Here is a 24,621-nt window from a genome sequence, read left to right on the forward strand (position 1 = left end):
ATGCCAAGAATAAACCTTCGCGGCGTCGACAAGAGCTATGGCTCCAATTCAGCCAATGCCGTCGCCAACCTCAATCTCGAAATCGGCGACGGCGAGTTCATGTGCCTGCTCGGCCCGTCCGGTTGCGGCAAGACAACGACGCTGCGCATGATCGCCGGGCTGGAGCATCTCAGCGACGGCGAAATCCAGGTCGGATCGCGGATCGTGGATTCGGTCGGGCAGGGCATTTTCATTCCGCCTGAGAAAAGGCAGATGGGCCTCGTCTTCCAGAGCTATGCGCTGTGGCCGCATCTGACCATCGAGCGCAACACCGATTTCGGCCTGCGCCTGCGCAACATGCCGAAGGCCGAGCGCGAACAGCGCGTCAGCGACGTCATGAAGACGCTGGGGATCGAGCAGTATCGCGACCGCTATCCGTCGCAATTGTCGGGCGGCCAGCAGCAGCGCGTCGCGCTGGCGCGCATGCTGGCGGTCAATCCGGAGGTCCTGCTGCTGGACGAGCCGCTCTCCAACCTCGACGCGGCCCTGCGGCTGGAAATGCGCGCCGAGCTGAAGCGGCTCCACAACGAGTTCAAGACCACCATCGTATTCGTCACCCACGACCAGTGGGAGGCGATGACGCTTGCCACGACCATCGCGGTGATGAGTGAAGGCCACCTCCAGCAGGTCGGAACGCCGAACGACATCTACGACCGGCCGGCCAACCGTTTCGTCGCGCAGTTCGTCGGCAATCCGCCGATCAACATCGTCGAACTGGCTGGCAAATCGACCTTGAGCCGGATGGCCAGCGACTACTTCACCGCCCGCTATCCCAACCTCTCCAACGTCGGTTCGATGGGAATTCGTCCGGAATCGCTGCGCATTGCAGGACCCGACGCGCCGGTTCCGCAAGGCGCTTTCACCGGGAACGCGGAGGTGACGGGCATCCTGCCCACCGGCGGCAGCTGGATCGTCGAGCTGACCCTGCCGGGCGAAAAGCTGTTCATGGCGACGCACCAGTCACCGGAGATGAGCTTGGGCGACCGTATCGAATTCTTCGTCAAGGCGAAGGCGCTTCACGTCTTCGACCGGCAGGGCAACCGGCTGGCGGAAGCGGACAGGGCGCTGTCGGCTTCGGAAGTTCATTGAGACATTGGGGGGAAACGACATCATGAAGCCATTGAAGAAGCAGCTCGCAGGATTTGCCGCGGTCGGCGCAATCACATTCGCCTTTGTGGCGGGCGCATCGGCGCAGGAAAAATTCGATCTCGACGCGCTGGTTGCCGCCGCCAAGGGCGAGGCTCCGATCACCGTCTATGCGGTGACCGGCAAGATCGTCGATACGGCGAAGGCGTTCACGGAAAAGTACGGCGTGCAGGCGACCGGCAAGAAGGTCAACGAGGCGACGCAGGCCGATCTCATGATCCGCGAAAGCCAGTCGGGCAAGGTCATCGGCGATGTCAGCCTCGCCATGGATGTCGGCTCGGCCATGGCGCAGCTGCTCCCCGAGGGGATCGTCGAAAGCTGGGTGCCCGGCGATATCGAGCCCGATATCGCCGACGCATCCCGCAATCCGCTGGTGGTCGTCTCGGACCCGCAGGTGTGGACCTACAACACCGAAAAATACAAATCCTGCCCGGTGAAGAACATCTGGGAGCTGACCGAGCCCAGATGGAAGGGCAAGGTCGCCATGCTCGACCTGTTCGAGAAGCCGCTCTACGCCGATTGGTTCAACCAGCTCGAGACGCATCACGACGCCGAGATCGCCAAAGCCTATGAGGACCTCTACGGCAAGAAGCTGGAGACCGACCAGCCGAGCGCGACCGCCGCATGGGTCAAGGCCTATGCAGGGAACGCGCCGCTTCTGGCCGACTCGACCGCCGTGGCCGATGCCGCCGGCGCACCCGGCCAGGCCGAGCCCTTCATGGCGATAACGGCGACGGCGAAATACCGCGAGAACGTCACCGGCGGGCTGAAGCTTGGCATCTGCGAGGGCATCGAACCTTTCGTCGGGTTTTCGTATCCCGGCTTCGGTCTCATCGCCAAGGGCACCAAGAGCCCCAATGCCGCGAAGCTGTTCATCCACTATTTGCTGACCGAAGAGGGCATCGCCAACCAGACCGTCGACGGCAAGCTGCCCAGCAACGGCAAGATCGCGCTGCCCGCCGACGAGCCGTCCGGTATCGCCAAGCACCGCGACAGCCTGATGCTTTTCGACTCGTCCACTGCGGCCGACGATTTCGACAAGCGTCAGGATTGGCAGGACTTCTGGCGCGTCAACTACAAGAAATGAGGCTGGAACCGCCGGATGGCAAAGCGGCCGGCCAACGATAGACGGGAGGAACATCATGGTATTGGAAGGCATGGCAAGGACCTGGAAATCGATTCTGCTCGCCGGTTCGGCGGCGGCGCTTGCCGCCCTGTCGCTTCCGGCGCATGCGGACACGTTCGATATCGACGCGCTGATCGAGGCGGCCAGGAAGGAACCGCCGGTTTCGGTCTACTCGACCACCGGCAAGATCGTCGAGCAGGCCAAGGCGTTCACGGCGAAGTATGGCGTTCAGGCAACCGGCACCAAGGCCAATGCCGCCGCGCAGCTGGAAATGGTCGTGCGCGAAGCGCAGGCCAAGAACGTCCAGGCGGACGTACTGCAGATCAGCGACGTCGCCGCCGGCGTCGCGCAGCTGGTGCCGGAAGGCTATGTCGAGAGCTGGGTGCCACCGGATCTGGCCGACAAGATCGACCCGATCTACCAGAACCCGCTGGTCATCTCCAACGAGGCGAACGTCTGGGCCTACAACACCCAGACCTATGACAGCTGCCCCATCAAGAACATCTGGGAACTGACCGAGCCGAAGTGGAAGGGCAAGGTCGCCCTGCAGGATCCGCTCGGCAAGGCGTCCTATGTCGACTGGTTCAACCAGATGTCCATGCATGCCGACGACAAGGTGGCCGCCGCCTACAAGGAGCAGTACGGCAAGGATTTGGAAACCGATGAGGAGAATGCGACCTCCGCCTGGGTCAAGGCGCTCGCCGCCAACGGCCCGCTGCTGACGGATGCGGACGAAGCCGCCGCCCAGGCAGCCGGCGCCCCGGACCAGAAGGAGCCCTTCATGGGCATGATGAGTTCGGCCAAGTTCCGCGACAATCAGGAAGCCGGCACCAAGCTTGGCCTGTGCACCGGACTGAAGCCTTTTGCCGGCTGGATGTATCCGAGCCTCGGCTTCATCGCCAAGGGAACCGACAGCCCGAACGCGGCGAAGCTCTTCATCCACTATCTGCTGACCGAAGAGGGCATCGCGCCGCAGGCCGTGGACGGCAAGATTTCCACCAACAAGGACGCCAGGCTGCCTGCGGACGAGCCTTCCGGCATCGCCAGGGTTGTCGACCAGATGTTCCCCTATGACGCCTCGTCGGCCGGAGACGACTGGGATGCGCGCCAGGATTGGCAGGATTTCTGGCGCGTCAACTACAAGAAGTGAGACATGGCCGCACCGCCTGCACGCGGTGCGGCGTCATCCGTGGGAGGAAGACAATGACTTTTCTGAAAAGGCGCGCCGCCATCCGGCGCGGACAGGCGATCGTCGCGAGCATCGTGGCTGCGGGCGCGCTGGCGACGGCGGCCGTCGCGCAGGAGGCATCGAGCGTCGATGATTTGGTCAAGGCGGCCAAGACCGAAGCGCCGATCAACATCTACGACAGCACCGGCAAGATCGTCGAGATGGCCGACAACTTCTCCAAGAGGTACGGCCTGAAGGCGACCGGCATCAAGGTGTCGGCTTCCAGCCAGCTCGAGATGATCGTGCGCGAGGGGCAGGCGAAAAACGTCCAGGGCGACGTCGTTCTGATCACCGACGCCCCTGCCGGTCTGGCCCAGCTGCTGCCGGGCGGCTACGTGGAAAGCTGGCTGCCGCCGGACATGAAGGACAGGATCCCGGCGAAGTTCCAGGACCCGCTATCCATCACCACCAATGCCAGCGTCTGGGCCTACAACACCGAGGTCTATGACAGCTGTCCGGTCAAGAACATCTGGGAGCTGACCGAGCCGAAATGGAAAGGCAAGGTCGCCTTCTACGATCCGCTGTCGAAGGGCACCTATCCGGACTGGTTCAACCAGACCGAAACGCATTTCGATGCCGAGATGAAGGACGCCTACAAGGCGCGGTTCGGCAAGGACATCGACACGGGCGGCGAGGAAAGCGCAACGGCGGCCTGGGTAAAGGCTTTCGCGCAGAACGGTCCCTTGCTGGCGGATTCGGACGATGCCATTTCCGAGGCGGTCGGCGCACCGGGACAGAAGGAGCCCTTCTTCGGCCTGCTCTCGTCGGCGAAGTTCCGCGACAATGCCGACAAGGACTTCAAGCTCGGCCTCTGCGCCGACATGGGACCGTGGCCGGGCTGGACCTATGTGAAGCTCGGGCTGATCGCCAGCGGCACCAGGAGCCCGAACACGGCGAAGCTGTTCATCCACTATATCCTGACGGAGGAAGGCATCGCGCCGCAGGTGATCGACGGCAAGCTGCCCACCAACCCGGATATCAAAATTCCTGCAGACGAGCCGTCTGGCATCACACGTGTGCTCGACAAGCTCGAACAGTACGACACCTCGACCGCTCTCGACGACTGGGACGCCCGCCAGGACTGGCAGGATTTCTGGCGCGTCAACTACAAGAAATGAACCCTGTGAGGGGCCGTGCCCGCAAGGCGGCCGGCCTCTTTTACCCTCTGGAAAGCCGATGATGAATTCGTTGCCGCAATCCGCACGGCTGCTCGATGTCGCCACAAGCGCGGTGCTGGCTGTCGAGGTCCAGCTCAGGTCTGCCTTCCGTTCCGTGATGACCCACAGCGCCAAGCGCGATTTCCATGACATCGTTACCGAGCACGACCGGGCGAGCGAGGAACGTATTTCCGAAGTCATTTTCAAGCAGGTGCCGGACTCGACCATCATCGGCGAGGAAGGCGGCAGCAAAGGTTCGGGGGCGGTGACCTGGTATGTCGATCCGATCGATGGGACGTCCAACTTTGCGCGCGGCATTGCGCAGTGGTGCGTATCCATCGCAGCCGCGGTCGAGGGCGAGGTCGTCGCTGGCGTCGTCTTCGAACCGGCGGCCGGCAATCTCTTTTCCGCCAGCCTTGGCGGCGCCTGGCTGAACGGCGCGCCCATCGTGGCATCGTCCTTTGCGCAGGAACGCCAGGCGACGCTGCTGACCAGCTTTCCCAATGTCCGCAACATCAACGATCTGGGCGCTCAGGCCTTCGATGCGCAGGTCGAACTGCTGCGGTCGTTCCTGGCCGTCCGCAACCTCGGCAGCGGCGCGCTGAACCTCGCCTATATCGCCGCCGGCTGGTCCGACGCGACGCTTGGGCTCTCCACCAATCCCTGGGATGTCGCGGCGGGGACCCTGATCCTGCGTCAGGCAGGCGGCGCATATCGCGGCCTCGAAGCGGGGAGGGACATTTCCCCCGCGCATCTGGCGCCGGATTATTTCGCATTCGGCGCAGGCGCGGATTACCCGGTGCTGGAACGCGTGGCGCGCACGCTTTCCGCGCAGTCGAGTTTCAGGCCCAGAGCCGCCGCAGGAGGAAGATGATGACCACGGCCAAGCAACTATCCGGCAAAAGGCTGGCCTTTCCGCGCGCGCTGCTGCTGGATTTCGGCGGGGTCATTGTCGAAACGACGCGGATTGTGGACTGGGAAAATCGGCTCGCCGAAAAGGTGGAAACAGTGCTCGACCGCGCCGGCGCCCGCGTGGCGCTTCTGTCGCGGCAGCGGATCGTCGCCGACATCCAGGCCGGCTGCATCGCGGATTCGCATTGGAAGAACGCGATGTCGCGAACCCTGTCGCCGCCGGAACTGACCTACGAGCAATTCTGGGGCGAATTCGTCGGCGCCGACTGGCCGGCCGATGCGCGCGAAGCGGTCCTCGCCGAAGCGCGCGAACTCTGCCGCCGGATGGGACACCTGCGCAGCGACCGCAAGCTGCGCGACGGCATGCAGGAACTCCTCGAGCGCTGCGACGCCGCCAGTATTTCCGTCGGCATCGTCAGCAATGCACTGTCGGGACAGGTCCATCTCGATTTCCTCGATGATATCGGCTGGACGGATCGGTTCGCGGTGAAAATCCACAGCGACGAGGTGAAGGTCCGCAAACCGAACCCGGAAATGATCTGGCTGGCATGCCGGGAGATCGGCGTCGACGCGGGCGATGCCTGGTATGTCGGCGACAATTTCGACCGCGACGTGCTGTGCGGCGTGCGCGCCGGTATCGGCGGCAATATCCTGATGGAGGCGAAGGGCACCTATGACATGCCCTATGATCTCGGATTGAAGCCCGACGCCATCGTCGCCACCCCGCGCCATCTCCTGGCGCTGCTCGAGCAACTGCAGACGGGCAAGGTGGCATGATGGACAGGGATAGGTCTGCCGACTTGCGAGCGATCGCCATTGAGGCGGCGCTGCTGGTGCGCGAACCGCTCGCGGCAGCGTTCAGGTCCGAGATGGCGGTCGACTACAAGGTCGACCTCCACGACATCGTGACCAAGCATGATCGCCAGGCGGAAGAAACGATCCGGGCCCTTATTCTTGAGCGGCTGCCCGGTTCGACCATTGTCGGGGAGGAATATGGCGCCAGCGGCGAGGGGCGGGTGCGCTGGTATATAGATCCGATCGACGGCACCTCGAATTTCGCCCGCGGCATCGCATTCTGGTGCGTTTCCATCGGCGTGACGGTGGACGACGAGATCGTCGCCGGCGTGATCCTCGATCCCGTCACGGGAAACATGTTTTCGGCCGACCTGACCGGCGCATGGCTTAACGGACATCCACTGAAATCGTCCGCGCTCGCCGATGAGCGCAAAGCGACGCTGATTACCGGCTATCCCGTCGCCCGCGATTTTCGGCTCGATGGCCGCGAGCGCGCACTGGAGAATTTCGCCACGCTGGCCGAGACATTCTCGACGCTGCGGCGGCCGGGAAGTGCTGCCCTCAGCATCGCCCATGTCGCCGCCGGCTGGGCTGATGCGGCAGCCGGGTTCGGCGTCAACACCTGGGATGTGACGGCCGCCATCCTGCTGCTGAGGCAAGCAGGCGGAACCTACACCAGCCTGCCGATGGGCAAGGTGGAGCCGGAAAGTCCGGACCATTTTTGCCCCGGTTATATCGCTGTTGGCGCGGGCGCTTCCTATCCGACATTGTCGCGGATCGGGCAGGATATATCCATGCGTCGTACTGCGGCGGGACCGGTGAAAACCCATGCCCAGAGCAGCATGCACACGAAACCAAACCATGAAATAAACGCGCCGAATGATTCTTGAAAATCATATTAAAAATGGCTTTCAAGTCACTTGCACGCGTGTGCAGTAAAGATTAGAAGCGGCAGAAAATCGGATACGAGGAAAGCGGAAGGCCATGAACGTTGCAACTGGATCGCAGCCAGCCTCGAAGGTGCTGGGCCTCGATGCGCGCGAGGCGCTTTGCCGGGATATGATCCTCGCCGCTGGACAACTGGCTTTGGAGGGCTTCAAGGCGGCGAAAGAAGACCGCACGGCGATGAAGGGGCCGCAGGATTTTCTCACCGAAACCGACGGCATGGTCGAGCGTTATCTGAAAAGCCGGATCGAGCAGGCTTTCCCGGAGGACGGTTTTCTCGGTGAGGAGACCGGCGGAACGCCGGGAGACAATCTGTGGGTCGTCGATCCGATCGACGGAACGGCGAATTTCGCCCGCCAGATCCCCCATTTCTGCATTTCGATAGCCTTTGTTCAGGAAGGCGTGGTGGAAATCGGTGCGATCTATAATCCTGGGCTCGATGAATTGCATTTCGCCCGACTTGGATTGGGTGCGACCCGCAATGGCGCCCCGATCCAAGTCGCCAGGACAGCCGACTACCAGCGCGCCTGCGTCGAACTTGGCTGGTCGAACCGGCTGCCGAACATCAGATATCTGGATGCATTGAATCATATCCTGACGCAGGGAGCCAATGTTCGCCGCGGCGCTTCGGGGGCGCTGGGATTGGCTTTCGTCGCGGACGGCCGTTCCGACGGTTACGCCGAATTGCATATGCATCCATGGGATTGCCTTGCCGGTTTGCTGATGGTGCGCGAAGCTGGCGGCGTGACGGCGCCGTTCCTGGAGCTGGATGGCTTGGCGAAGGGCGGCGGCGTACTGGCTGCGTGCCCCGGCATCGCGCCGGGAATGAGTGAAGCGACCGGAATTTCCCTGACGCTTTGACCTGCTGCAGAACTGATTTTGGGAACCACCTATGAACATCGCACCGCGCTACGAACGACCCAATGTCAGCCTGATCGAAGCGGATTTGCCGGGATACGGCATAGATCTTTTCATTGGTGGGATGGAAGGGGCCGGCGACCTCGCCGATCTCAAGGCCAGGAACATAACCACTGTCGTCAATTGCGCGGTCAACCTTGATTTCAACTATGCGGTCGAGCCTTTCCCACAGGAACCCGATCCCGAGGCGATCTATGGCGTTGGCGCTGTCCGCTACTACAAGCTCGGACTGATAGATGGCGACGGCAATCCCGAGACCATGATGCTGGCTGGCTTCTACATGTTGCGCGGCGCACTCTCGCAGAACCTGCCGGACCGGCCAACCTATCCGCGCCGCGAAAAGGGCAATGTCCTGGTCAATTGCAGGGGCGGGCGAAGCCGGTCGGTGTCGCTCGTCGCGCTGTTCCTGCACATCGAGGCCAGCGAAAGGTATCCTACCTTCGATGCGGCGCTGGACCACGTCCGCACACGGAGGGAATTGCGCCCGGACGAATGGTTCGAAACACCGAAGCCGATGCTGGTCGATGCAGCCCGCCGGGCCGCCCAATGGATCAAGCTCATAGACAGCGGTGTGGCGCCGGCAACATTCGCTTCCTTCCGGAACAAGGCTGAAGACTGACGCATGGCTCGCCCAGAAATCGCTGTCGTTGCGGATCCGCATTTTCATGATGTGACCTATCGGCCGGGCGGCGGTGGCGGGACTGCGTTCCGCTCTCTGGCCAATACAGTCGAATCGACCCGCGTCTTCAACGAGAGCTTCGCGGCCCTGCCGGCGCTGCTTGACGATATCGTTCGCCGTGGCATCGAGATCGTTATCCTGGTTGGCGACCTGTCGGACGACGGGCAGCTTTCCACGATGACGCGCACATGCGATTTGCTGAAGCGGTATAGCAGCACGCACGGCCTGCGTTTTTTCGCGACCCCCGGCAATCACGATCTGTTCGCCATGCACGGCCGCCATCAGAGCAAGTTCTTCCTCGATGGGGATGGAACGCAAACGCTGGTCACCAGCGACCCGGCTGTTGCCGCCGCCTGCGCCGGGGATTGCATCCTGACCGACGAGATCTATTGCGGCGGCTACCCGCAATCGCTCGGATTGATGGCGTCGTTCGGGTTCTTCAAGCGGCCCGAGTTTCTGCACTGGGAATGCCCTTTCGGGCAGGACGACAGCCTTTCGGCGCGGCAATTCGAAATCCGCTCTCAGGACGGATCGGTCGTCACGCCCATGACTGACGCTTCCTATCTGGTGGAACCGGTCGAAGGGCTGTGGGTCCTGTCCATCGATGCCAACGTCTTTGAGCCGAGAAACGATGCAGCGGACCTGACCGCCGAAAAGAGCTATTTCGACAGCACCGATGCGGGCTGGAATTCGATGCTGCGCAACAAGCGCTTCATCCTGGACTGGATGGCCGATGTGGCCAGGCGCGCCACGCAGCAGAACAAGCGCCTGCTTGCATTCTCGCACTACCCGATTCTGGACACGTTGAACGGCACCGCGCCAGCGGAAGCGGAGCTGCTCAACAAAACCGGCTTCAGCCGCCGCACGCCCTCGGCCGACGTTGCGAAAGCCGCCGCCGCCACCGGCATAGGGGTGCATTTCAGCGGACATCTGCATCTCAACGACACGGCGATCGCCAGGTTCGGCGACGATTTCATCGTCAACATCGCAGTGCCATCCACCGTCAGCTTCCCGCCGGCGTACAAGATCGTCTCATTCGGGGAAGCCAGCCTGAACGTTGAAACCGTGCTGGTCGACAATGTGCCGAGTTTCGACATGGCCTTCGATGCCTATCGCAGCGAAACGGCTCAAGGCGGGCGCGATTTCAGCGGCGTTCTTGCCGCCGGGAACCACATGGATTTTCTCGACAGAGTGCTGAGGCAGACCGTGCTTGCCCGCTACCTGCCGCGTGAATGGCCGAAAGACATGGCCACACTGGTCCCCTTGCTGCGCGAAAGCGACCTTGTGCGGCTGGCGCACGGAACGCCAATGTCAGCCGCTGAGGCCGGCCAGACTACCACGGGTGGACGCGGAGACCTGCCCTTTCTGGACATCGTGGTGGACTGGTATCGGCTGCGCCACGCGCGCAGCCTGGCTTGGGAGCTGATTGGAACCGATCGTCTGCAAAAATACCGCGATCTCGCAGATTTGTTCGCCGCGACGGCTTGGCCGGAAGGGAGCGTGCAAGCCTGGCTCGCGACGTTCTTCTCGGTGATGCGCGCCTATTTGAACGCTCAGGAATCGGACTGCTTCTCGGTAGATCTTTCAAGCGGCGGGATTGCCAGGCCGCTGCCGGGCCGCACCGTCTTGCGCCACACCGGAACCGCCTGAAATTTTGCCGTCGGTTCGCTGACGATGCCCTTCTCCGATTCATCCAGCAGCGTGGCGATGTGATCGGCCATCTGCTCGATGGGCTGGCGGAAGGTGGTAAGCGCATAGGAACCCCATGCCGCCTGCTCGATGTCGTCGAAGCCGACGACGCAAAGCTCGTCGGGTATGGAAATGCCGAACTCCTTTCGGGCGGCGTCCATGAAGCCGCAAGCCAGGAGATCCGTCACGCAGAATGCCGCATCCGGACGTTCCGACCCGGCCAGCACCTGCCGTCCGGCCTCATAGCCGCTTTCGTAGCCGGTCGGGCCGGTTCGTATCACCCGCACCGACAGGCCGTGTTCCGCAGCGGCCTGTTCGAAGGTCTTCTCGCGTATCGTGATGCTCGGCGTGCCGGCGCTTGAAGACACGACGGCCATGTTCCGACATCCGGCCCGGCGAAGCATGTGGAACGCCTCGCGGCAAGCGGTGACATTGTCGACATAGATGTTTTCCGAGCCGCTATGACGGTCGTCGCGGTTGATGAGGATCACGTGCTGGCCGCTTCGGACGCAGGTTTCGATCAACGAAGCTGGCGGTGCACCTGAGAGAACCAGCGTGGCGTCAGCCCGGTAGTTCAGGGTCTGCCGCAAGGCCGCCTCGACGGAGTTCGTTTCGCCCGACGTGTTTATCACCATCGCGACGCGATTGGTGCTCTGAAGGCGCCGTGTAATCGCATCCAGTATCTTGGACGGGTAGGGAAGATTGAGGTCCGCGCCGATGATGCAGACGATGCCGCTGCTGTCGTGGATCAGGCTTCGGGCGAGATGATTGACATGATAGCCGAGCTGTTCGGCCGCCTCCATGACCTTGCGCCGCGTGCCGTCGGAGACGCTCGCGCCGTTGGTGAAAGTCCGCGAAACCGCCGATCGCGAGACGCCGGCCAGGGCAGCCACCTGCTGTGCCGTCACGAAGGAGCGTGTGGTCTTCACGTCGGGCATTGCCGGGTTTCCCAAGCGGTTCGCTGCTGATTCCAGCCATTGTAGGATCGCAGCCCGTTGGTTGACCAGAAGCCATTATTGTTCAAGCCAAATCGTGGCCTGCCTGGTCAGGCGACAGAAATGACGACGAGCGGCCGCATCTGCTCGAGCACGGCAGGCCGGTCCGAACTGGAAGCTACTTGCGGCGTGTCCCCGGACAGCCGGTCTGGCCGAAGGTTCCCGTGCTCGACTCATCTGTTGGGTCGAAGCTAGGCGCTGAGTTCCCAGGTGGTGATGCGCTCGCCGGTCACCGAATCCTTGCCATCCTTGAGGCGGACCTGGCGGCTTTGAAGCTCCTCGCGGATGCGGTCGGCTTCCGCCCAGTTCTTGTCCCGGATGAACGCCAGCCGGCGTTCTATGGCGCGGTCGATCTCGCCGGTGTCTGCGCCCGCCAGCATGGCCATCAAGGTGCGGAGCGTGTCGGGAACCGATCCGCCGTGGCAGGCTGCGATCTCGATCAAGGCTTCCTGCTGGCCGAGGTTCGCCAGTTTCTGTAGCGGCGTCGGTAGGACGCCGAAGAAGGCCATGGCGGCGGCAAGCGCGTTGGAGTCGCTGTCTTCCGCTAGCCTGTGGATGGCAAGACTTGCCGCCGGGCTGTTCAGATCGTCCATCAGCGCGGCTACGACTTCTGGGGACGGCTCCCGCCAAAGCGAGGCGACGGACGCGGCGCCGATCTGCTCGCGCCATTTGTGCAGAATGTTCTCGGCCTCCTCCAGCTTGCGTATGCTGAAATCGATCGGCTCGCGATAGTGCGTCATCAGCATGGCCAGCCGCAGCACCTCGCCCGACCACGAGCGGCCGGCGAATGTGTCGGTCGAAAGCAATTCGCGGATGGTAACGAAATTGCCTTCACTCTTCGCCATCTTGCGACCCTCGACCTGGAGGAAGCCGTTGTGCAGCCACACGCTCGCCATCCTGGTCGTGCCGAAGCCGCAGCAGGACTGCGCCAGTTCGTTCTCATGGTGCGGGAAGGTCAGGTCGATCCCGCCGCCATGAATGTCGAACTGATGCGGATTGGCGAGGCCAGCGGCCGACAGCGCTGGTTTCGCTTCCTCCCACAGCCAGCGGTCCGCCATGGCTGAGCATTCTATATGCCATCCGGGACGGCCTCGCCCCCATGGGCTTTCCCAGCCCGGGTCTTCCGGCGAAGACGGCTTCCACAGAACGAAATCCATGGGATTGTGCTTGTAGGGCGCCACCTCGACGCGCGCGCCGGCGATCATGTCGTCCAGGGAGCGGCGTGCGAGCCTGCCGTATTCGGACGCGCCGTCGGCATCTTTCCAACTCGTCACGGCGAACAGCACATGGCCGTCGGCGGCATAGGCGTGACCGTTGGCAATGAGCCGCGCGGTGAGATCGATCATATCCTGGATATGCGATGTGGCGCGGGGTTCGATGTCTGGCGCCAGGCAGCCCAGTTCAGCGACGTCCAGATGAAACTGCCTTGCGGTCTTTTCCGTCACCGCGCGGATCGCCTCGTTCAGGGGAACGCCTGGATAGTCGCGGGCAGCCCGCGCATTGATCTTGTCATCGACGTCGGTGATGTTGCGGACATAGGTGACGCGCGCCTTGCCACCATGCGCTTCCCAGTGGTTGTGCGCCGCCAGATGCTTAAGAAGACGGTAGAGCAGGTCGAAGACGATGACCGGCCGTGCATTGCCGATATGGGCGTAGTCGTAGACCGTCGGTCCGCACACATACATGCGTATGTTGGAAGGGTCCAAGGGTGCGAAGTCGTCCTTCGCCCGCGCGCCGCTGTTGTGGAAACGCAATGTCTGGCCGCTATCCGGCATGGCCAATCCTCACTTTGATCGGTTCGCTCCCGGTCCCGGAACCCGGAGGGATGAAATCGAAATCGCCACTTTCCGGCGGCGCGAACATCCCGTCCAAGACCTTGCTCGGAACGTCCTCGACGCTGCCATATTTCCAGCGCGGTTCGCGATCTCTGTCGATCAGAGCCGCGCGCACCCCTTCAAGGAAATCGCCGTGCTCCATGCAGCCGCAAACGAGCCGGTATTCGGTGCGCAGCGCCCCGGCAAGGTCTGGCGTCAGACGTCCCTGCTGGATCGCGCGCAACGTCATCGCAAGCGACAGCGGCGATCCCCGGTTCATCCGCCGCAGGCTGGCCCGATGCCATTCGTCGTCATCCCTCGCCGACAGCGCCTCGACGATTTCCGCCAGCGTCGCCAATCCGAAAACCGCGTCGATATCCTCCCGGCGGTCCAGCAAACCGCCAGCGCGTTCGGGTCGCCCTGCGAAGGTGAAGACAAGGTCCGGCTCGCCGCTTGCCGCGATTGCAGCCGAAAGCTCCGGCAGTTTTTCCGCAACTACGTAAACCGAGGCAAAGCCAGCATCGATTGCGTCGGCGGCGTTGAGCTTGACGCCAGTCAGGGCCGCATATTCGCCAATGTGCCCGGGCGCGCGCGACAATATATGGGTCGCGCCGGAATCGGGAACGAAGCCCACAGAACATTCCGGCACCGAAATGGCGGTGTTTTCGGTCGCCACCGTGTGGCTGGCGTGCGCGGATATGCCGATGCCGCCTCCCATCGTCATGCCGTCCATCAGCGTGACGACAGGCTTGGAATAGGTGGCGATCAAAGCGTCCAGCGCGTACTCCGTGCGGCAATGACGGCGCGCGGCTTCGATGTCCCCTGCCTTCACCGGATCGTAGAGCTCGGCGATATCGCCGCCGGCACAGAATGAGCGGCCTCCCGCTGCATCGATAATCACGATGCGAACGGCCGGGTCATGGACCCACGCCAGCAGCGCCTGCTCCATCAGCGTCACCATTTGCAGCGTCAGGGCGTTCAAAGCCCTGGGACGGTTGAGCGTGATACGCCCGGCGCGACCGTCAATGCGGATGATGACATCCATCTCGGTGTGTTCCAGCCTGAAACGACTCAGTGATGGACAAGCGCGGCCGACCAGGCGAAGCCGGCGCCGTTGGAAACCACCATGACCCTGTCGCCCTTGCGGATGAGGTTCTGCTCGACCGCCTCGGCGTAGTTGATGACCATGTCGCTTTCCTGGACATGGCCGCGCTTGGCCAGCGCCTTGGTGTAGACCTTGTCCGGCGTCAGCTTGAACCGCCGCATGAAGTAGGCCTGATCCCAGGTCGAAAAGGTCGGATAGACGTAATAATCGACGTCGTCGAAATCGAGTTTCAGCCTGTTGAGGAGCTTCTCCATCACCTTTCGGAACATGACGAAGTTGATCGGAATGACACCCTCGTTGAACTTGTCCATCTTGCAGTACATGTGCAGGAGTTCCTCAGAGACCGCCTCGTCGGAGGTCCGGTTCTGCAGTCCCGGCACATACCAGACATCGTGCAGCCGACCGATCGAGATTGTCTCGACACCCAGAATCCTGGCCCGCTCGGAATTGCGGCGCAGCACGATGGCGCTGCCGCCGTCGCTGGCCACGGTGATCGGATAGTATGTCTTGTTGCGATCCGGCGTTCGGTCGCCGGCGAACAAAAGCGCCGTGTTGAAACGGTCGTCGCACTGCATCATCGCGACAACGGTCTTGAGCGCCAGATGGTAGCTGGCGCAGCCACCCGTATTGACGGCCGTCGCAAAGGCGTTCTTCAACCCCAACCTTTCCTGCACCAGCCCGGCCGCCGACCATGTCGGCCCGACATAATCTTCGGGAATACTGGTGAAATCGACGATCAGGTCGATCTCTTCGGCTTTGACATTCGCCTTGTCCAGCGCGCGTTGCGCGGCCTTCAGTCCAAGTTCCGAGGGCAGTTCATCGGTCACGTGCACTTCCTCGACGCCGACGTCGCGCTGGAAGTCGATGTTCTTGGATAGCGTGCCGAAGGGCACGTTTTCGTCGCGGAACACGTCCACGACCTTCTTTTTCTTTTCCGGAAGATAGAACGCTTCCGCCAGGATGCCGATCATATCCATGCAACTCTCCGTCAAAGCCGCAGCAATGTCGCAGCGGTGGTAAATCCCATGCCGTGCGAGGCCAGCATCACCAGGTCGCCGGCGCGGGCGCCGTTCAGTTGGGCGCTGAGATAGTTCATCACCAGATCGTTTGAATGAAGGTGTCCGCAGCTTGACAGGTTCTGCCGCGCGAGATGGTCCTGCGATCCCATGTGGTCGAGAAAGGCGTCGATATCGTCGCCGGAGATGTTCGGTGTGATAAAATGGCCGATATCGCGCTCTCCCAGCGCATGCTTGTCGAGCAAGGCGGAGGTCAGCCTCTTGAGTCCGCCGACGCGGTCGAAGGCGTCGTACTTGGCGCGGTCCAGCATCAGCCTGTACAGGTCCAGCCGCGCCGGATGGGCGATGCCGCCGCCCGGTATGTTGATGACGTCGTGCAGACTGCCCTCGGTGGAGACCATCGTATCGATGATGGCGCTTCCCGGCGCGCCGCGCTGGACGATGAGCGCGCTGGCTCCGTCACCTATCGCGGTCACCGGGTTCGTCCTGTCGATCAGGCGGTTGCCGGGGATGGCGCAGTCGCTGGCAACCAGCAGGATTGTCCGGACTTCCTCGTCGGTGCGGATCAGCGACGTGGCGAATTTGAGGGCGACATGCAAATTGGAGCAGCCGCCGCCGCTATAACCGAGCGTGAACGCCTTCTTGGCTCCCAGTTCCGCCTGCAACTCATTGCTCATCGACCATGCCGGCTCGACATATTTCTGCGGCATCACCGAGAAGTCGATGATGGCGTCGAGGTCGAGCGGCGACAGCGATCCCTTGCCGAGCGCATCCTTCGAGACCTCGACGGCCATGTCGGTCGGGCTCTCGCCCTCGAAGACGTGGACCTGCTCGACGCCGAGACGGGAAGCGGCCTCCTCGCTGAAAGGCACGCCCTCCTCCTCGAATATCTCGCGCAGGGTTTTGGTCCTCGGCGGCAGCAGGGTAGCCGCGGCCAAGATGCCGATAGGCTGGTCGTTCATCGGGAACCTCCTGGAAATGTGCCTGCGGCCAGTGTGGCCGTCGATCTAGTGAAGGCAGCTCTGGATGACGTCTTTCGGCACCGCATGGTCGTCGTACCAGCGCCCCTCCAGCGGCTTCTTCACCAGCACGACGTCCGCTGCGTAAGAGAGGATGTCGTTGTTGTGGTCCAGAAGCTCCCGCCGCAGCGATGCCGGCAGGGCGCCGTCCTTCGCATAGGCGCGGTCGATCGATCCGGTCAGGTAGCGCAGATGATCGATGCGCGAATTGACGATCTTGATGCTCTTCTTGGTGACGCGCCCGAAATCGGCCTTGTAGTTGGCCAGCGTCTGCATCGCTTCGTACATGGAAGGCAGGAATTCGTCGCGCGCCATCCACTTGGTCTCGTAGTTCATGGCGTCTTTCCACATCGGCTTCAGCAGCGACTCCCGATGTGATTGCAGGTCGCGATGGAAGACCTTGTAGCCGTGTTTCTCGGGCTCCTCGAACCATTGGCAGCCGGGATCCAGGAACGGGATCATGCCGAAGATGGTTGGTATGACCTTGTCGTCGGGAAAGCGCTCCATCAGCCTGGCTGAGTATTCCACGGTCTCCATGACGGAAGCGTGGGTCTGCTGCGGCATCCCGATTGTGTACCAGAGGTAGAAGCCCTTGATGCCGATATCGAGCGCTTCCTGTATCCAGTCCTCCATCTCGGGATTGGTATAGGTTCCGCGGCCGGTCAGCCGGCTGATCTCCACGTCGTGCGACTGCGGCGACAGATTGATGTAGATGTCGGTGTTCGGCGCAGCGTTCACCATTTCCCTCAACAGCGACGGTTTGGTCAGCCGGAACTGCTCGAACGAAACGGATTTCACCACGCCGCTTTCATCGACCGCCTTGAGATAGTCGATCAGGCGCGGGCCGGACTCCGAATAGGCCTGCAGCGTGTAGACGCTGAGCGGCGATTCCGTCTTGGGGAAGGTGGTTATCTCGCGTGCAAGCTGTTCGGAACGGCGGTGGAAGACCGTCTTCTTCGATACGTTCATCATGCGCTGGTAGGCCCAGCGCGATCCGGAACACCAGCCGCAGCTCTGCTGGCAGCCGGTGTTGGGCAGAACCATGAGATTGGGGAGGTTCAACAGGCTCTGCGTTTTGGGGAACATCTTCGACCAGTCGATGGCGACGTCGTTGAGGATGTCCGGCGTGTAGGCATGGCCATTGTCGACGATGAACTCGTCGTCCTTGTAAATCATGTTGGGCACGTCGAACTTGCCCCGCTGACCCTTCTTGATGTCGCTGACGAGCTGGCAGAGTGGCTCCAGCGTGTCGTAGCCCCTGATGACGCCGTCAATCTGGGGATACTGCATCATTTCCTTGGCGTAGTAGGTGGAAACGATGCCGCCGAATACGACGAACGAATCCGGATGATGCTTTTTCAGCACGCCCGCAACCTCGACGGAACCCTGGCAATGGGGAAGCCAGTGCAGATCGATGCCGAAGATCGGCGCGTCGAGATGCCCGATGAGCTTGTCCACGTCCAGCGTGGGATGCTTCAGCATCAGCGAGGCGAGATTGACGATCTCGACATGCAGCCCGCGCTCGGCCAGGTAACTTTTGATCGAGAGAAATCCGAGCGGATACATCTCGAATATGGGCGTCACATTGCTGCTCTCCTGGCTGGAGTACCAGCCGAGCGCCATGTCGTCCCTGTTCCTGAAATCGAAGATCGCCGGCGCGTGAACGAGAATCAGGTCGGCTTTGACCGTGCTCTTCATCGACAGTTCCTTTAAGGGAAGGGATTTAAGCGGCGGCTCTTCCGAGCTTCGCCAGGCAGAAATCGGTCAGCGTTTTCAGCGACCGGTAGTTCTTCGCCGAAATCTCTTCTTCGTCGATCTCGACGCCGAATTCCTTTTCCATGAACTCGGTGATTTCAGCGATTCCCAGCGAATCCAGGATGCCTGTGTCGAGAAGGTTTTCTTCGGGATCGATTGTGCCCGAGACGCTGACGCTGGAGTTCTCGACCAGATAGTCGTTCAGGGATTTCTGCAGCTGGGCTGCATTCGGCACAGTATTGCTCACAACAATCTCCTCCTCGTTTGTGCAATTGTGGAAAACAAGCAGTCCCTTTGAGGGTCTTCGGCATCTGTGCTGCTGTCATAGGCCCGCCGGCGCGACAGACAGTTCCGAACGACGCAAATCCACGCTCCTTCCGCAGGCTTCAGGCTTGAAGCGCACGAAGATTAAACTTGTCGAGCCCGTGGATTTTTAGGTCTGCTTTGACACCAGATTGCAAAAACAAAAACTACATGTCAAGCGAGAACCAAGAATAAAATGCTATATTTTTGAGATTCGCCGATAAATTCATAAAATATACAAGTAACTATATTATGCCTATTTTTATATCAAGCAACAATACTTACTGACGCCGGCAAGACCTTCGCCGGCATCTCGTTCTCCAGAAGGAAAGAGGCTTCGGGATCAGAGGCCGAGAAAGCGTGCCGCTATGCTGCGCTGGATGTCGGACGTGCCGGAATAGAGCAGGCTGCCGGCGGAATCGCGATAGTCCCGTTCGATCTCATAATCCGACATGAAGCCGTAGCCGCCATGGATGATCAACGTGTTCTGACAGGACGCCACCCAGGATTCGCTCAGGTAGAGTTTTGCCAGCGCCGCTTCCATGGCGCAGCTGCCCTTCACCTTTTTGAGGTAGGCGACCTTGTAAAGCAGCAGCTTCGACGTCTCCAGCCGCAGCTTCATGTCGACAATCCGGTTGGCAACCGACTGAAATTTGCCGATCGGCTTCCTGAACTGCTCGCGCTTGTTGGCGTGAGCGATGCAGGTTTCGATCTGGTACTCCATCGCGCCGACCAGATTGGCCAGGATCGCGCTGCGTTCCCACTCCATGGAATAGTTGAAAATCCTGCCGCCCTGGCCCTCTTTGCCGATCCGGGCAGTCACCGGGACGACGCAATCCTCAAGCGTCAGTTCCGCCATCGGCGATGTCCTGAGGCCCATCTTTCTCTTGTTGGGGCTGACGATCAGGCCGGGCGTATCGCGGTCCACCAGAAAACCGGTGATGCCGAGCGATCCGGCGCTGGCGTCGACTGTCGCGAAGATAACGAACACGTCCGCCACCGGCCCATTGGTGCAGAACACCTTGGCGCCATTGAGGACATAATTGTCTCCCTGGCGGACGGCCGAGGTCGAAAGGCTCATGACGTCGGAGCCGGCGTTCGGTTCGGTGATGCCATGGGCGCCGATCAGATCGCCGGCGATCAATCCGCGCAGATATTTTTCCTTCTGCTCGTCTGTACCGAATTTGGATATCGGCATCTGCACAGTCCACATCTGGCCATTGATGCTGAACAGCAAGCCGTTGTCCCGGCAGCCGTAGCCGAGGGCCTCCATGGCCAGAACGGTGGTGACGATGTCCTTTTCAGAGCCGCCATATTCCTTGGCGAAGGGAAGTCCCTGGACGCCGAACTGCGCGCACTTCTTCCACAGATCGCGTGACAGCTCACTGTCGGCGTCACGCTGCTTCAGCGTGCTGTCGGCCAGTTCCGCAAGGGCGAAATCCCGCACCTGCTGTTTAAAGTTCTCCTGCTCCTCGGTGAATGCGAAGTCCATTTCAACTCCTATTCGCAGATCAACTTTCTCGTCCCCCGGCCTGTCCTCCTGCCGGTCAATATCCCAGCGCTTGCGGCAGAGCCGTCGATAGGGCCGGAATGAAGGTAAGCAGCATCAGCACGATCAGATGCCCGATCAGGAACGGCGTCAGTTCCTTGGTGAGATCGGACATGCTGACCTTGGTGGCCATGGAAACCACGAAGAGCAGGCTTCCGACGGGCGGCGAAATCATGCCGAGTGTCAGATTGTAGATGACGATCATGGCGAACTGGATCGGATCGACGCCGAGCGCGGTGGCGATCGGTGCCAGGATCGGCACCAGGATCAGCACGCCGGGCAGCGGCTCGAGAAAGATTCCGAACAGCAGCAAAAGCACATTGACTGCCAGCAGGAAGCCGATTGGGCCGAGGTTCCAGGAGACGATCGCCTGTGCGACGTCCTGCGGAAGACCTTCGATCGTCAGGATCCAGGCGAAGGCCTGCGACGTTGCCAGCACCAGCAGCACCGATGCCGTCATCATCGCCGAGCGGGCGAGGATGCTGGGCAAATCCGCGATCTTGAGCGTCCGGTAGAAGAACATGCCGCAAATGAGCGCATAGAACACGGCGATGACGGAGGCTTCCGTCGGCGTGAAGACGCCGGAACGTATGCCAACGATGATGATGACCAGCAGCATCAGCGCCGGAATGGCGCGCCATGTGTTGAGAACCATCGTCCGCCAGTCGGGGCGCGGTTCGGTCGAACGGTAGCCACGCTTGCGGCAGATGTACCAGTTGGCGGCCGCCATCGCCAAGGCGATGACGATTCCGGGAATGAAGCCGGCGATAAAAAGCTCGATCACCGAGACGCCGTCATACTGCAGCGCATAGATGATCATGGTGATCGAGGGCGGAATGATCGGACCGATGATGGCGGTCGATGCCGTCAGGGCGGCAGCATAGGAGCGTTTGTAGCCGGCCTTGTCCATCATCTGGATCATCATGGCGCCTGGTCCGGCGGCATCGGCGAGCGCCGAACCCGAAATGCCGGAGAATAGCGTCAGCGAAAGAATATTCGCATAGCCCATGCCGCCGCGCAGATGACCCAGGAACTGCATTGCAAAGCGCAGCAGGACGATCGTCAGCGCGCCGCCGGTCATCAGCTCGGCGGCAAGGATAAAGAACGGCACGGCCAGCAGCGGGAACGAGTCCATGCCGGTGAACATCTCTTTGAGCACGACGATCTGCGGAAACTGGCCACCCACGGCTACTGCGAGCCAAGCGGCGATTCCGAGCGCGAATGCGACCGGCATTCCCAGGGCCAGCAGCAGAACAATTGATATGACGAGTGTGGCGATCACGACTGTGTAGACCCTCTGTAGCCGGGCGGACGCGCCGGACTTCCCCTGTTTTTCTTTGAATTCCGGAATCCGGCTCTCTGGCCGGTGCCGTGTCCTGAACCCGGCGGGAGCGTGGATCTAGATCGATGCCGCGGCTTCCGCATCCATCTCGTCGCTCTCGGCAAACCGGTATTCGAGCACGTAGGAGCGCATGATGAGCAGCAAATGGATGATAAGCAGCCCGAACCCGATCGGGAATGCCGCATAGGCATAGTCGAACGAGAAGCCCATGGCGGGCATGGTCTGGTAACTCATCATGTCCATGTAGACTAAGCTCTGCCAGATCATGACGACGAAGAAAGCGAGCAGGAGCAGGCAGAGGAAGATGCGCAAAAGCCGCGCCAACGGCTTGCTGAGCATGAAATGAATGTTGTCGATGGCCACGTGCCCACCGAAGCGAAGCACCAGCCCCGCTCCCAGAAAGGTCATCCAGATCATCAGGTAGCGGGCCAGTTCCTCGGCCCAGACGATGGAATCGTTTGTCAGGTAACGCAGAGTTACGTTGGCGAAGACGATCACGCTCATCGCCGCGAGGATCAGGATAAGCGCCCAACGGTTGATGGCGACGAAGATTTCTTCCGCTTTTGCCATTTTTCCCTCCAAAAAAATGCGGAAGCGCCGGTTAAGACGCTTCCGCCAGTTGGGGCACGTTATTTCGCGGCGATGATGCTGTCGATGAGATCCTTGCCGTACTTCTCATAGTACTGGTCGTAGGCGGATTTGAGGGCCTTCTGGAAGCCTTCCTTCTGTTCCGCCGACAGTTCGTTGACCTGCATGCCGGCGGTCTTGAGCGTCTCGACGCCGGTCTTTTCGACATTGTCCACATAGGCGCGCATGGCGTCGCGGCCCTTCGCGGCGCCGTCGCGGAAGATTTTCTTCTCGTCGTCGCTCAGGCCGTCATAGAACTTCTTGGACATCAGGATCATGGCCGGCGAATAGACGTGGCCGGTCAGCGTCAGATATTTCTGCACCTCGTTCAGCTTGGCCGAAACGATCACCGACAGCGGGTTTTCCTGGCCGTCGATCGTGCCCTGCTGGAGCGCGCCGATCACTTCCGGCCATGCCATCGGGGTGGGAGCCGCACCAAGCGTCTTGAATGCCGTGATGTGGACCGGATTTTCCATGGTGCGCAGCTTCAGGCCGGCGAGATCTTCAGGCTTGGTGATCGGGTGCTTGTTGTTGGTGATGTGGCGGAAACCCTGCTCACCCCAGGCCAGCGCCACCATGCCGCGCGCATCGAACTTTCCGAGCACGTCCTGGCCGATCTTGCCGTCGAGGACGCTGCGGGCATGCTGCAGGTCGCGGAACAGGAACGGAATATCCGTCGCGCCGACCTCCGGCACGAAATTGCTGAGGGTGCCGGTAGAGACGATGGTCGCCTCGACGGTGCCGAGGGGCAGACCTTCGACCACTTCGCGCTCGCCGCCCAGACCGGAGGACGGGAACATGCGGAACTTGTATTTGCCGTTGGTCTCTTTTTCCACATAATCGGCCCACGCCTTGGCGCCTGCGCCGTAGTGGGAATTTTCGGCGAGTGCATAGCCGAGCTTGACTTCGGTCTGCTGCGCCATGGCGACCGTACCGAGGCCGCAGACGCCGGCCACGATCGCGGCCGCCAGGAATGGAACTTTCAGAATTTTCATCATACTCCCCTTTGGAATGTTGCCGGCAATTTCTGGGAAGAAGCCTTCCAGATGCTCCCAGCCGTCTGCAGGACAGGCGCGGACGGCTTCGGCCGTTCCGGCTGATCCAGGCAGATCGCGACCGCGCACAAGTACGGCCTTTGCGCGTCGGCTGTTTTTTTCGTGCGAGGCGATTCCTGCGCTCCATCCGGCAGATCAGAACCGTAGCCGCGGTGGTGCAGTGAGAACTCACATGCACCATTACCTCCCGCAGCCCGGAAAAATGCTGCAACAATGGACAGCCCGGCGGCTGGATGGCCACCCAAGCGACGAAAAAACATCTATGCATTTCCTCCCATTTAAGCGAAAGCATCCTTTAGTAGGAGTTTCACTTGAAATCTTGCATAGACTTTTTTCGCAGTATTGGGAAATATCTCTTTTAGACCCAAATAGGTTGCGCGCTGAATTAGAGGCCACCGATGAACCTGAGGCAGCTTCGTTTTTTCGTTACCGTCGCAGAGGAATTGCATTTCGGTCGGGCCGCTGAGCGGCTGAGTATGACCCAACCACCGCTGAGCCAGGCCATACTGGCTCTCGAGCAGGAACTGGGGGTGACGCTTTTCAAGCGCACCAAAAGACATGTCGAGCTTACTCCAGTGGGGGAGCACTGGCTCGTTCATGTGCGCAAGATACTGGACGATGCCGAGACGCTGCCGGTTCTTGCCCGGCAACTGGCCCGCGGCGAGATAGGAACCTTCAAGCTCGGGTTTGTATCCACGGCGGACTATAGTGTGCTTCCCGATCTGGTCGGCAATTATGGCGCCGCCTACCCGGACGTGAAGGTCACGTTGCGGGAAATGACCAGCGATCTCCAGATCGAGGCGCTTCTTCAGGGCGATATGGATGCCGGCCTGATCATACCCGTCCACGCCACCCTGCATTCATCCCTGGCCTACCTGCCCCTCCTGCGCGAACCGCTTGTCGCAGCCATTCCGGAGGCCTGGCTGAACGAAGGACGCATCAATTGCGCCGATGGCAGATTGCGGCTTTCGGAACTCGTCGATACGCCGCTGGTCATCTTTCCGCGCCGCAGCGCGCCGGCGTTCCACGACATCATCACAAGCTATTTCGCCACCCATGGCATTCGGCCCAATATCGGCCAGGAAGCCATCCAGATGCAGACGATCGTCAGTCTGGTATCGAGGAGCATGGGGATAGCGCTGGTGCCGGAATCGCTGCGTCGGCTAGGGCGCAGCGGCACCTGCTACATCCCTCTGGAAGGCAACCCGCCGATGATCGAAACCGGTCTTGTCTGGCGCAGCGACGACCCATCTCCCACAGTCAAGCGTTTCGTCAATATTGCCCGGCAGCAGGGGATCGAGCCGCAAAAAATGATTGGGGCTGCCTGACGCTCGCCCGTCTGCCACGCGAACGGCTTGGCCGGGTTTTGGAAGGCGGGCAGGATCGTCTTTTCAGATGTATGGAGGA

General features: G+C 61.2%; 22 protein-coding genes. 11 read left to right on the forward strand and 11 right to left on the reverse strand.

The genetic code is table 11. From position 1 onward, the window contains the following. From ASD44_RS14470 to ASD44_RS14515, 10 genes are all read left to right on the forward strand, one after another. The gene (locus ASD44_RS14470) at positions 1-1,128 is read left to right on the forward strand and encodes an ABC transporter ATP-binding protein (RefSeq protein WP_056113329.1); all 1,128 of its coding nucleotides are present in this window, start codon (positions 1-3) and stop codon (positions 1,126-1,128) included. 22 nt (positions 1,129-1,150) lie between these two features. Then, positions 1,151-2,272: an ABC transporter substrate-binding protein gene (locus ASD44_RS14475; RefSeq protein WP_056113332.1), complete on the forward strand. Its 1,122-nt coding sequence runs from the start codon at positions 1,151-1,153 to the stop codon at positions 2,270-2,272. A 55-nt stretch (positions 2,273-2,327) separates the two neighbouring features. Continuing rightward, positions 2,328-3,461: an ABC transporter substrate-binding protein gene (locus ASD44_RS14480; protein ID WP_156459855.1), complete on the forward strand. Its 1,134-nt coding sequence runs from the start codon at positions 2,328-2,330 to the stop codon at positions 3,459-3,461. 53 nt (positions 3,462-3,514) lie between these two features. Beyond that, positions 3,515-4,657 carry an ABC transporter substrate-binding protein gene (locus ASD44_RS14485; RefSeq protein ID WP_056113338.1) on the forward strand — a complete coding sequence of 381 codons (1,143 nt, stop codon included), beginning with the start codon at positions 3,515-3,517 and terminating at the stop codon, positions 4,655-4,657. Positions 4,658-4,715: 58 nt separating this feature from the next. Continuing rightward, the gene (locus tag ASD44_RS14490) at positions 4,716-5,570 is read left to right on the forward strand and encodes an inositol monophosphatase family protein (protein ID WP_244478778.1); all 855 of its coding nucleotides are present in this window, start codon (positions 4,716-4,718) and stop codon (positions 5,568-5,570) included. After that, entirely contained in the window at positions 5,570-6,385 is an 816-nt protein-coding gene (locus ASD44_RS14495) for an HAD-IA family hydrolase (RefSeq protein WP_056116267.1), read from the forward strand. The genes ASD44_RS14490 and ASD44_RS14495 overlap by 1 nt, the downstream gene beginning before the upstream one ends. Beyond that, positions 6,382-7,293, forward strand: a complete 912-nt coding sequence (locus ASD44_RS14500; RefSeq protein ID WP_056113342.1) for an inositol monophosphatase — start codon at positions 6,382-6,384, stop codon at positions 7,291-7,293. Before ASD44_RS14495 ends, ASD44_RS14500 begins: the two co-directional genes overlap by 4 nt. Positions 7,294-7,387: 94 nt before the next feature. After that, complete coding sequence (locus ASD44_RS14505; protein WP_056113346.1) at positions 7,388-8,209, forward strand: inositol monophosphatase family protein; 822 nt, start codon at positions 7,388-7,390, stop codon at positions 8,207-8,209. Between the two features lie 31 nt (positions 8,210-8,240). After that, positions 8,241-8,885: a dual specificity protein phosphatase gene (locus tag ASD44_RS14510; RefSeq protein ID WP_056113348.1), complete on the forward strand. Its 645-nt coding sequence runs from the start codon at positions 8,241-8,243 to the stop codon at positions 8,883-8,885. Between the two features lie 3 nt (positions 8,886-8,888). Then, on the forward strand, positions 8,889-10,595 hold the full coding sequence (locus ASD44_RS14515) for a metallophosphoesterase (RefSeq protein WP_056113349.1): 1,707 nt from the start codon (positions 8,889-8,891) through the stop codon (positions 10,593-10,595). Here ASD44_RS14515 and ASD44_RS18225 read toward each other — a convergent pair. The 11 genes from ASD44_RS18225 to ASD44_RS14570 form a co-directional block, all read right to left on the reverse strand. Then, on the reverse strand, positions 10,499-11,572 hold the full coding sequence (locus ASD44_RS18225; protein ID WP_082542482.1) for a substrate-binding domain-containing protein: 1,074 nt from the start codon (positions 11,570-11,572) through the stop codon (positions 10,499-10,501). The two genes, ASD44_RS14515 and ASD44_RS18225, sit on opposite strands and share 97 nt — an antisense overlap. 248 nt (positions 11,573-11,820) lie before the next feature. Beyond that, the gene (gene cysS, locus ASD44_RS14525; protein ID WP_056113351.1) at positions 11,821-13,404 is read right to left on the reverse strand and encodes a cysteine--tRNA ligase; all 1,584 of its coding nucleotides are present in this window, start codon (positions 13,402-13,404) and stop codon (positions 11,821-11,823) included. Beyond that, positions 13,394-14,488: an enoyl-CoA hydratase/isomerase family protein gene (locus ASD44_RS14530; RefSeq protein WP_056113352.1), complete on the reverse strand. Its 1,095-nt coding sequence runs from the start codon at positions 14,486-14,488 to the stop codon at positions 13,394-13,396. The genes cysS and ASD44_RS14530 overlap by 11 nt, the downstream gene beginning before the upstream one ends. A 26-nt stretch (positions 14,489-14,514) precedes the next feature. Beyond that, on the reverse strand, positions 14,515-15,525 hold the full coding sequence (locus ASD44_RS14535) for a 3-oxoacyl-[acyl-carrier-protein] synthase III C-terminal domain-containing protein (protein ID WP_056113355.1): 1,011 nt from the start codon (positions 15,523-15,525) through the stop codon (positions 14,515-14,517). An 11-nt stretch (positions 15,526-15,536) separates the two neighbouring features. After that, complete coding sequence (locus ASD44_RS14540; RefSeq protein WP_056113358.1) at positions 15,537-16,526, reverse strand: 3-oxoacyl-[acyl-carrier-protein] synthase III C-terminal domain-containing protein; 990 nt, start codon at positions 16,524-16,526, stop codon at positions 15,537-15,539. A 45-nt stretch (positions 16,527-16,571) separates the two neighbouring features. Beyond that, on the reverse strand, positions 16,572-18,281 hold the full coding sequence (locus ASD44_RS14545; protein WP_056113366.1) for a cobalamin-dependent protein: 1,710 nt from the start codon (positions 18,279-18,281) through the stop codon (positions 16,572-16,574). Between the two features lie 25 nt (positions 18,282-18,306). Next, positions 18,307-18,585 carry an acyl carrier protein gene (locus ASD44_RS14550; protein ID WP_056113369.1) on the reverse strand — a complete coding sequence of 93 codons (279 nt, stop codon included), beginning with the start codon at positions 18,583-18,585 and terminating at the stop codon, positions 18,307-18,309. A gap of 399 nt (positions 18,586-18,984) precedes the next feature. Next, a complete protein-coding gene (locus ASD44_RS14555; RefSeq protein ID WP_056113372.1) occupies positions 18,985-20,133 on the reverse strand; it encodes an acyl-CoA dehydrogenase family protein in 1,149 nt (382 codons plus the stop codon). 55 nt (positions 20,134-20,188) lie between these two features. After that, positions 20,189-21,472 (reverse strand): TRAP transporter large permease, encoded by a 1,284-nt coding sequence (locus ASD44_RS14560; RefSeq protein WP_156459856.1) that lies wholly within the window; start codon positions 21,470-21,472, stop codon positions 20,189-20,191. Positions 21,473-21,589: 117 nt separating this feature from the next. Continuing rightward, positions 21,590-22,102, reverse strand: a complete 513-nt coding sequence (locus tag ASD44_RS14565) for a TRAP transporter small permease (protein WP_056113379.1) — start codon at positions 22,100-22,102, stop codon at positions 21,590-21,592. A gap of 59 nt (positions 22,103-22,161) precedes the next feature. Continuing rightward, entirely contained in the window at positions 22,162-23,154 is a 993-nt protein-coding gene (locus tag ASD44_RS14570) for a TRAP transporter substrate-binding protein (RefSeq protein ID WP_056116269.1), read from the reverse strand. A gap of 458 nt (positions 23,155-23,612) precedes the next feature. Here ASD44_RS14570 and ASD44_RS14575 point away from each other — a divergent pair, with 458 nt between their 5' ends. Further along, positions 23,613-24,542 carry a LysR family transcriptional regulator gene (locus tag ASD44_RS14575; protein WP_056113383.1) on the forward strand — a complete coding sequence of 310 codons (930 nt, stop codon included), beginning with the start codon at positions 23,613-23,615 and terminating at the stop codon, positions 24,540-24,542. The last annotated feature ends 79 nt before the right edge of the window (positions 24,543-24,621 follow it).

It is taken from the genome of Mesorhizobium sp. Root554 (assembly GCF_001427025.1).
Classification (GTDB): Bacteria; Pseudomonadota; Alphaproteobacteria; order Rhizobiales; family Rhizobiaceae; genus Mesorhizobium.

What these genes read in the sequence shown, in the direction of transcription:
- ASD44_RS14545 (WP_056113366.1), bottom strand. Translation starts at nt 18,281, where the DNA reads ATGAAGAGCACGGTCAAAGCCGACCTGATTCTCGTTCACGCGCCGGCG.
- ASD44_RS14540 (WP_056113358.1), bottom strand. Translation starts at nt 16,526, where the DNA reads ATGAACGACCAGCCTATCGGCATCTTGGCCGCGGCTACCCTGCTGCCG.
- ASD44_RS14570 (WP_056116269.1), bottom strand. Translation starts at nt 23,154, where the DNA reads ATGAAAATTCTGAAAGTTCCATTCCTGGCGGCCGCGATCGTGGCCGGC.
- ASD44_RS14565 (WP_056113379.1), bottom strand. Translation starts at nt 22,102, where the DNA reads ATGGCAAAAGCGGAAGAAATCTTCGTCGCCATCAACCGTTGGGCGCTT.
- ASD44_RS14495 (WP_056116267.1), top strand. Translation starts at nt 5,570, where the DNA reads ATGACCACGGCCAAGCAACTATCCGGCAAAAGGCTGGCCTTTCCGCGC.
- ASD44_RS14470 (WP_056113329.1), top strand. Translation starts at nt 1, where the DNA reads ATGCCAAGAATAAACCTTCGCGGCGTCGACAAGAGCTATGGCTCCAAT.
- ASD44_RS14485 (WP_056113338.1), top strand. Translation starts at nt 3,515, where the DNA reads ATGACTTTTCTGAAAAGGCGCGCCGCCATCCGGCGCGGACAGGCGATC.
- ASD44_RS14505 (WP_056113346.1), top strand. Translation starts at nt 7,388, where the DNA reads ATGAACGTTGCAACTGGATCGCAGCCAGCCTCGAAGGTGCTGGGCCTC.
- ASD44_RS14510 (WP_056113348.1), top strand. Translation starts at nt 8,241, where the DNA reads ATGAACATCGCACCGCGCTACGAACGACCCAATGTCAGCCTGATCGAA.
- ASD44_RS14535 (WP_056113355.1), bottom strand. Translation starts at nt 15,525, where the DNA reads ATGGATATGATCGGCATCCTGGCGGAAGCGTTCTATCTTCCGGAAAAG.
- ASD44_RS14480 (WP_156459855.1), top strand. Translation starts at nt 2,328, where the DNA reads ATGGTATTGGAAGGCATGGCAAGGACCTGGAAATCGATTCTGCTCGCC.
- ASD44_RS14515 (WP_056113349.1), top strand. Translation starts at nt 8,889, where the DNA reads ATGGCTCGCCCAGAAATCGCTGTCGTTGCGGATCCGCATTTTCATGAT.
- ASD44_RS14500 (WP_056113342.1), top strand. Translation starts at nt 6,382, where the DNA reads ATGATGGACAGGGATAGGTCTGCCGACTTGCGAGCGATCGCCATTGAG.
- ASD44_RS14490 (WP_244478778.1), top strand. Translation starts at nt 4,716, where the DNA reads ATGATGAATTCGTTGCCGCAATCCGCACGGCTGCTCGATGTCGCCACA.
- ASD44_RS14575 (WP_056113383.1), top strand. Translation starts at nt 23,613, where the DNA reads ATGAACCTGAGGCAGCTTCGTTTTTTCGTTACCGTCGCAGAGGAATTG.
- ASD44_RS18225 (WP_082542482.1), bottom strand. Translation starts at nt 11,572, where the DNA reads ATGCCCGACGTGAAGACCACACGCTCCTTCGTGACGGCACAGCAGGTG.
- cysS (WP_056113351.1), bottom strand. Translation starts at nt 13,404, where the DNA reads ATGCCGGATAGCGGCCAGACATTGCGTTTCCACAACAGCGGCGCGCGG.
- ASD44_RS14530 (WP_056113352.1), bottom strand. Translation starts at nt 14,488, where the DNA reads ATGGATGTCATCATCCGCATTGACGGTCGCGCCGGGCGTATCACGCTC.
- ASD44_RS14555 (WP_056113372.1), bottom strand. Translation starts at nt 20,133, where the DNA reads ATGGACTTCGCATTCACCGAGGAGCAGGAGAACTTTAAACAGCAGGTG.
- ASD44_RS14475 (WP_056113332.1), top strand. Translation starts at nt 1,151, where the DNA reads ATGAAGCCATTGAAGAAGCAGCTCGCAGGATTTGCCGCGGTCGGCGCA.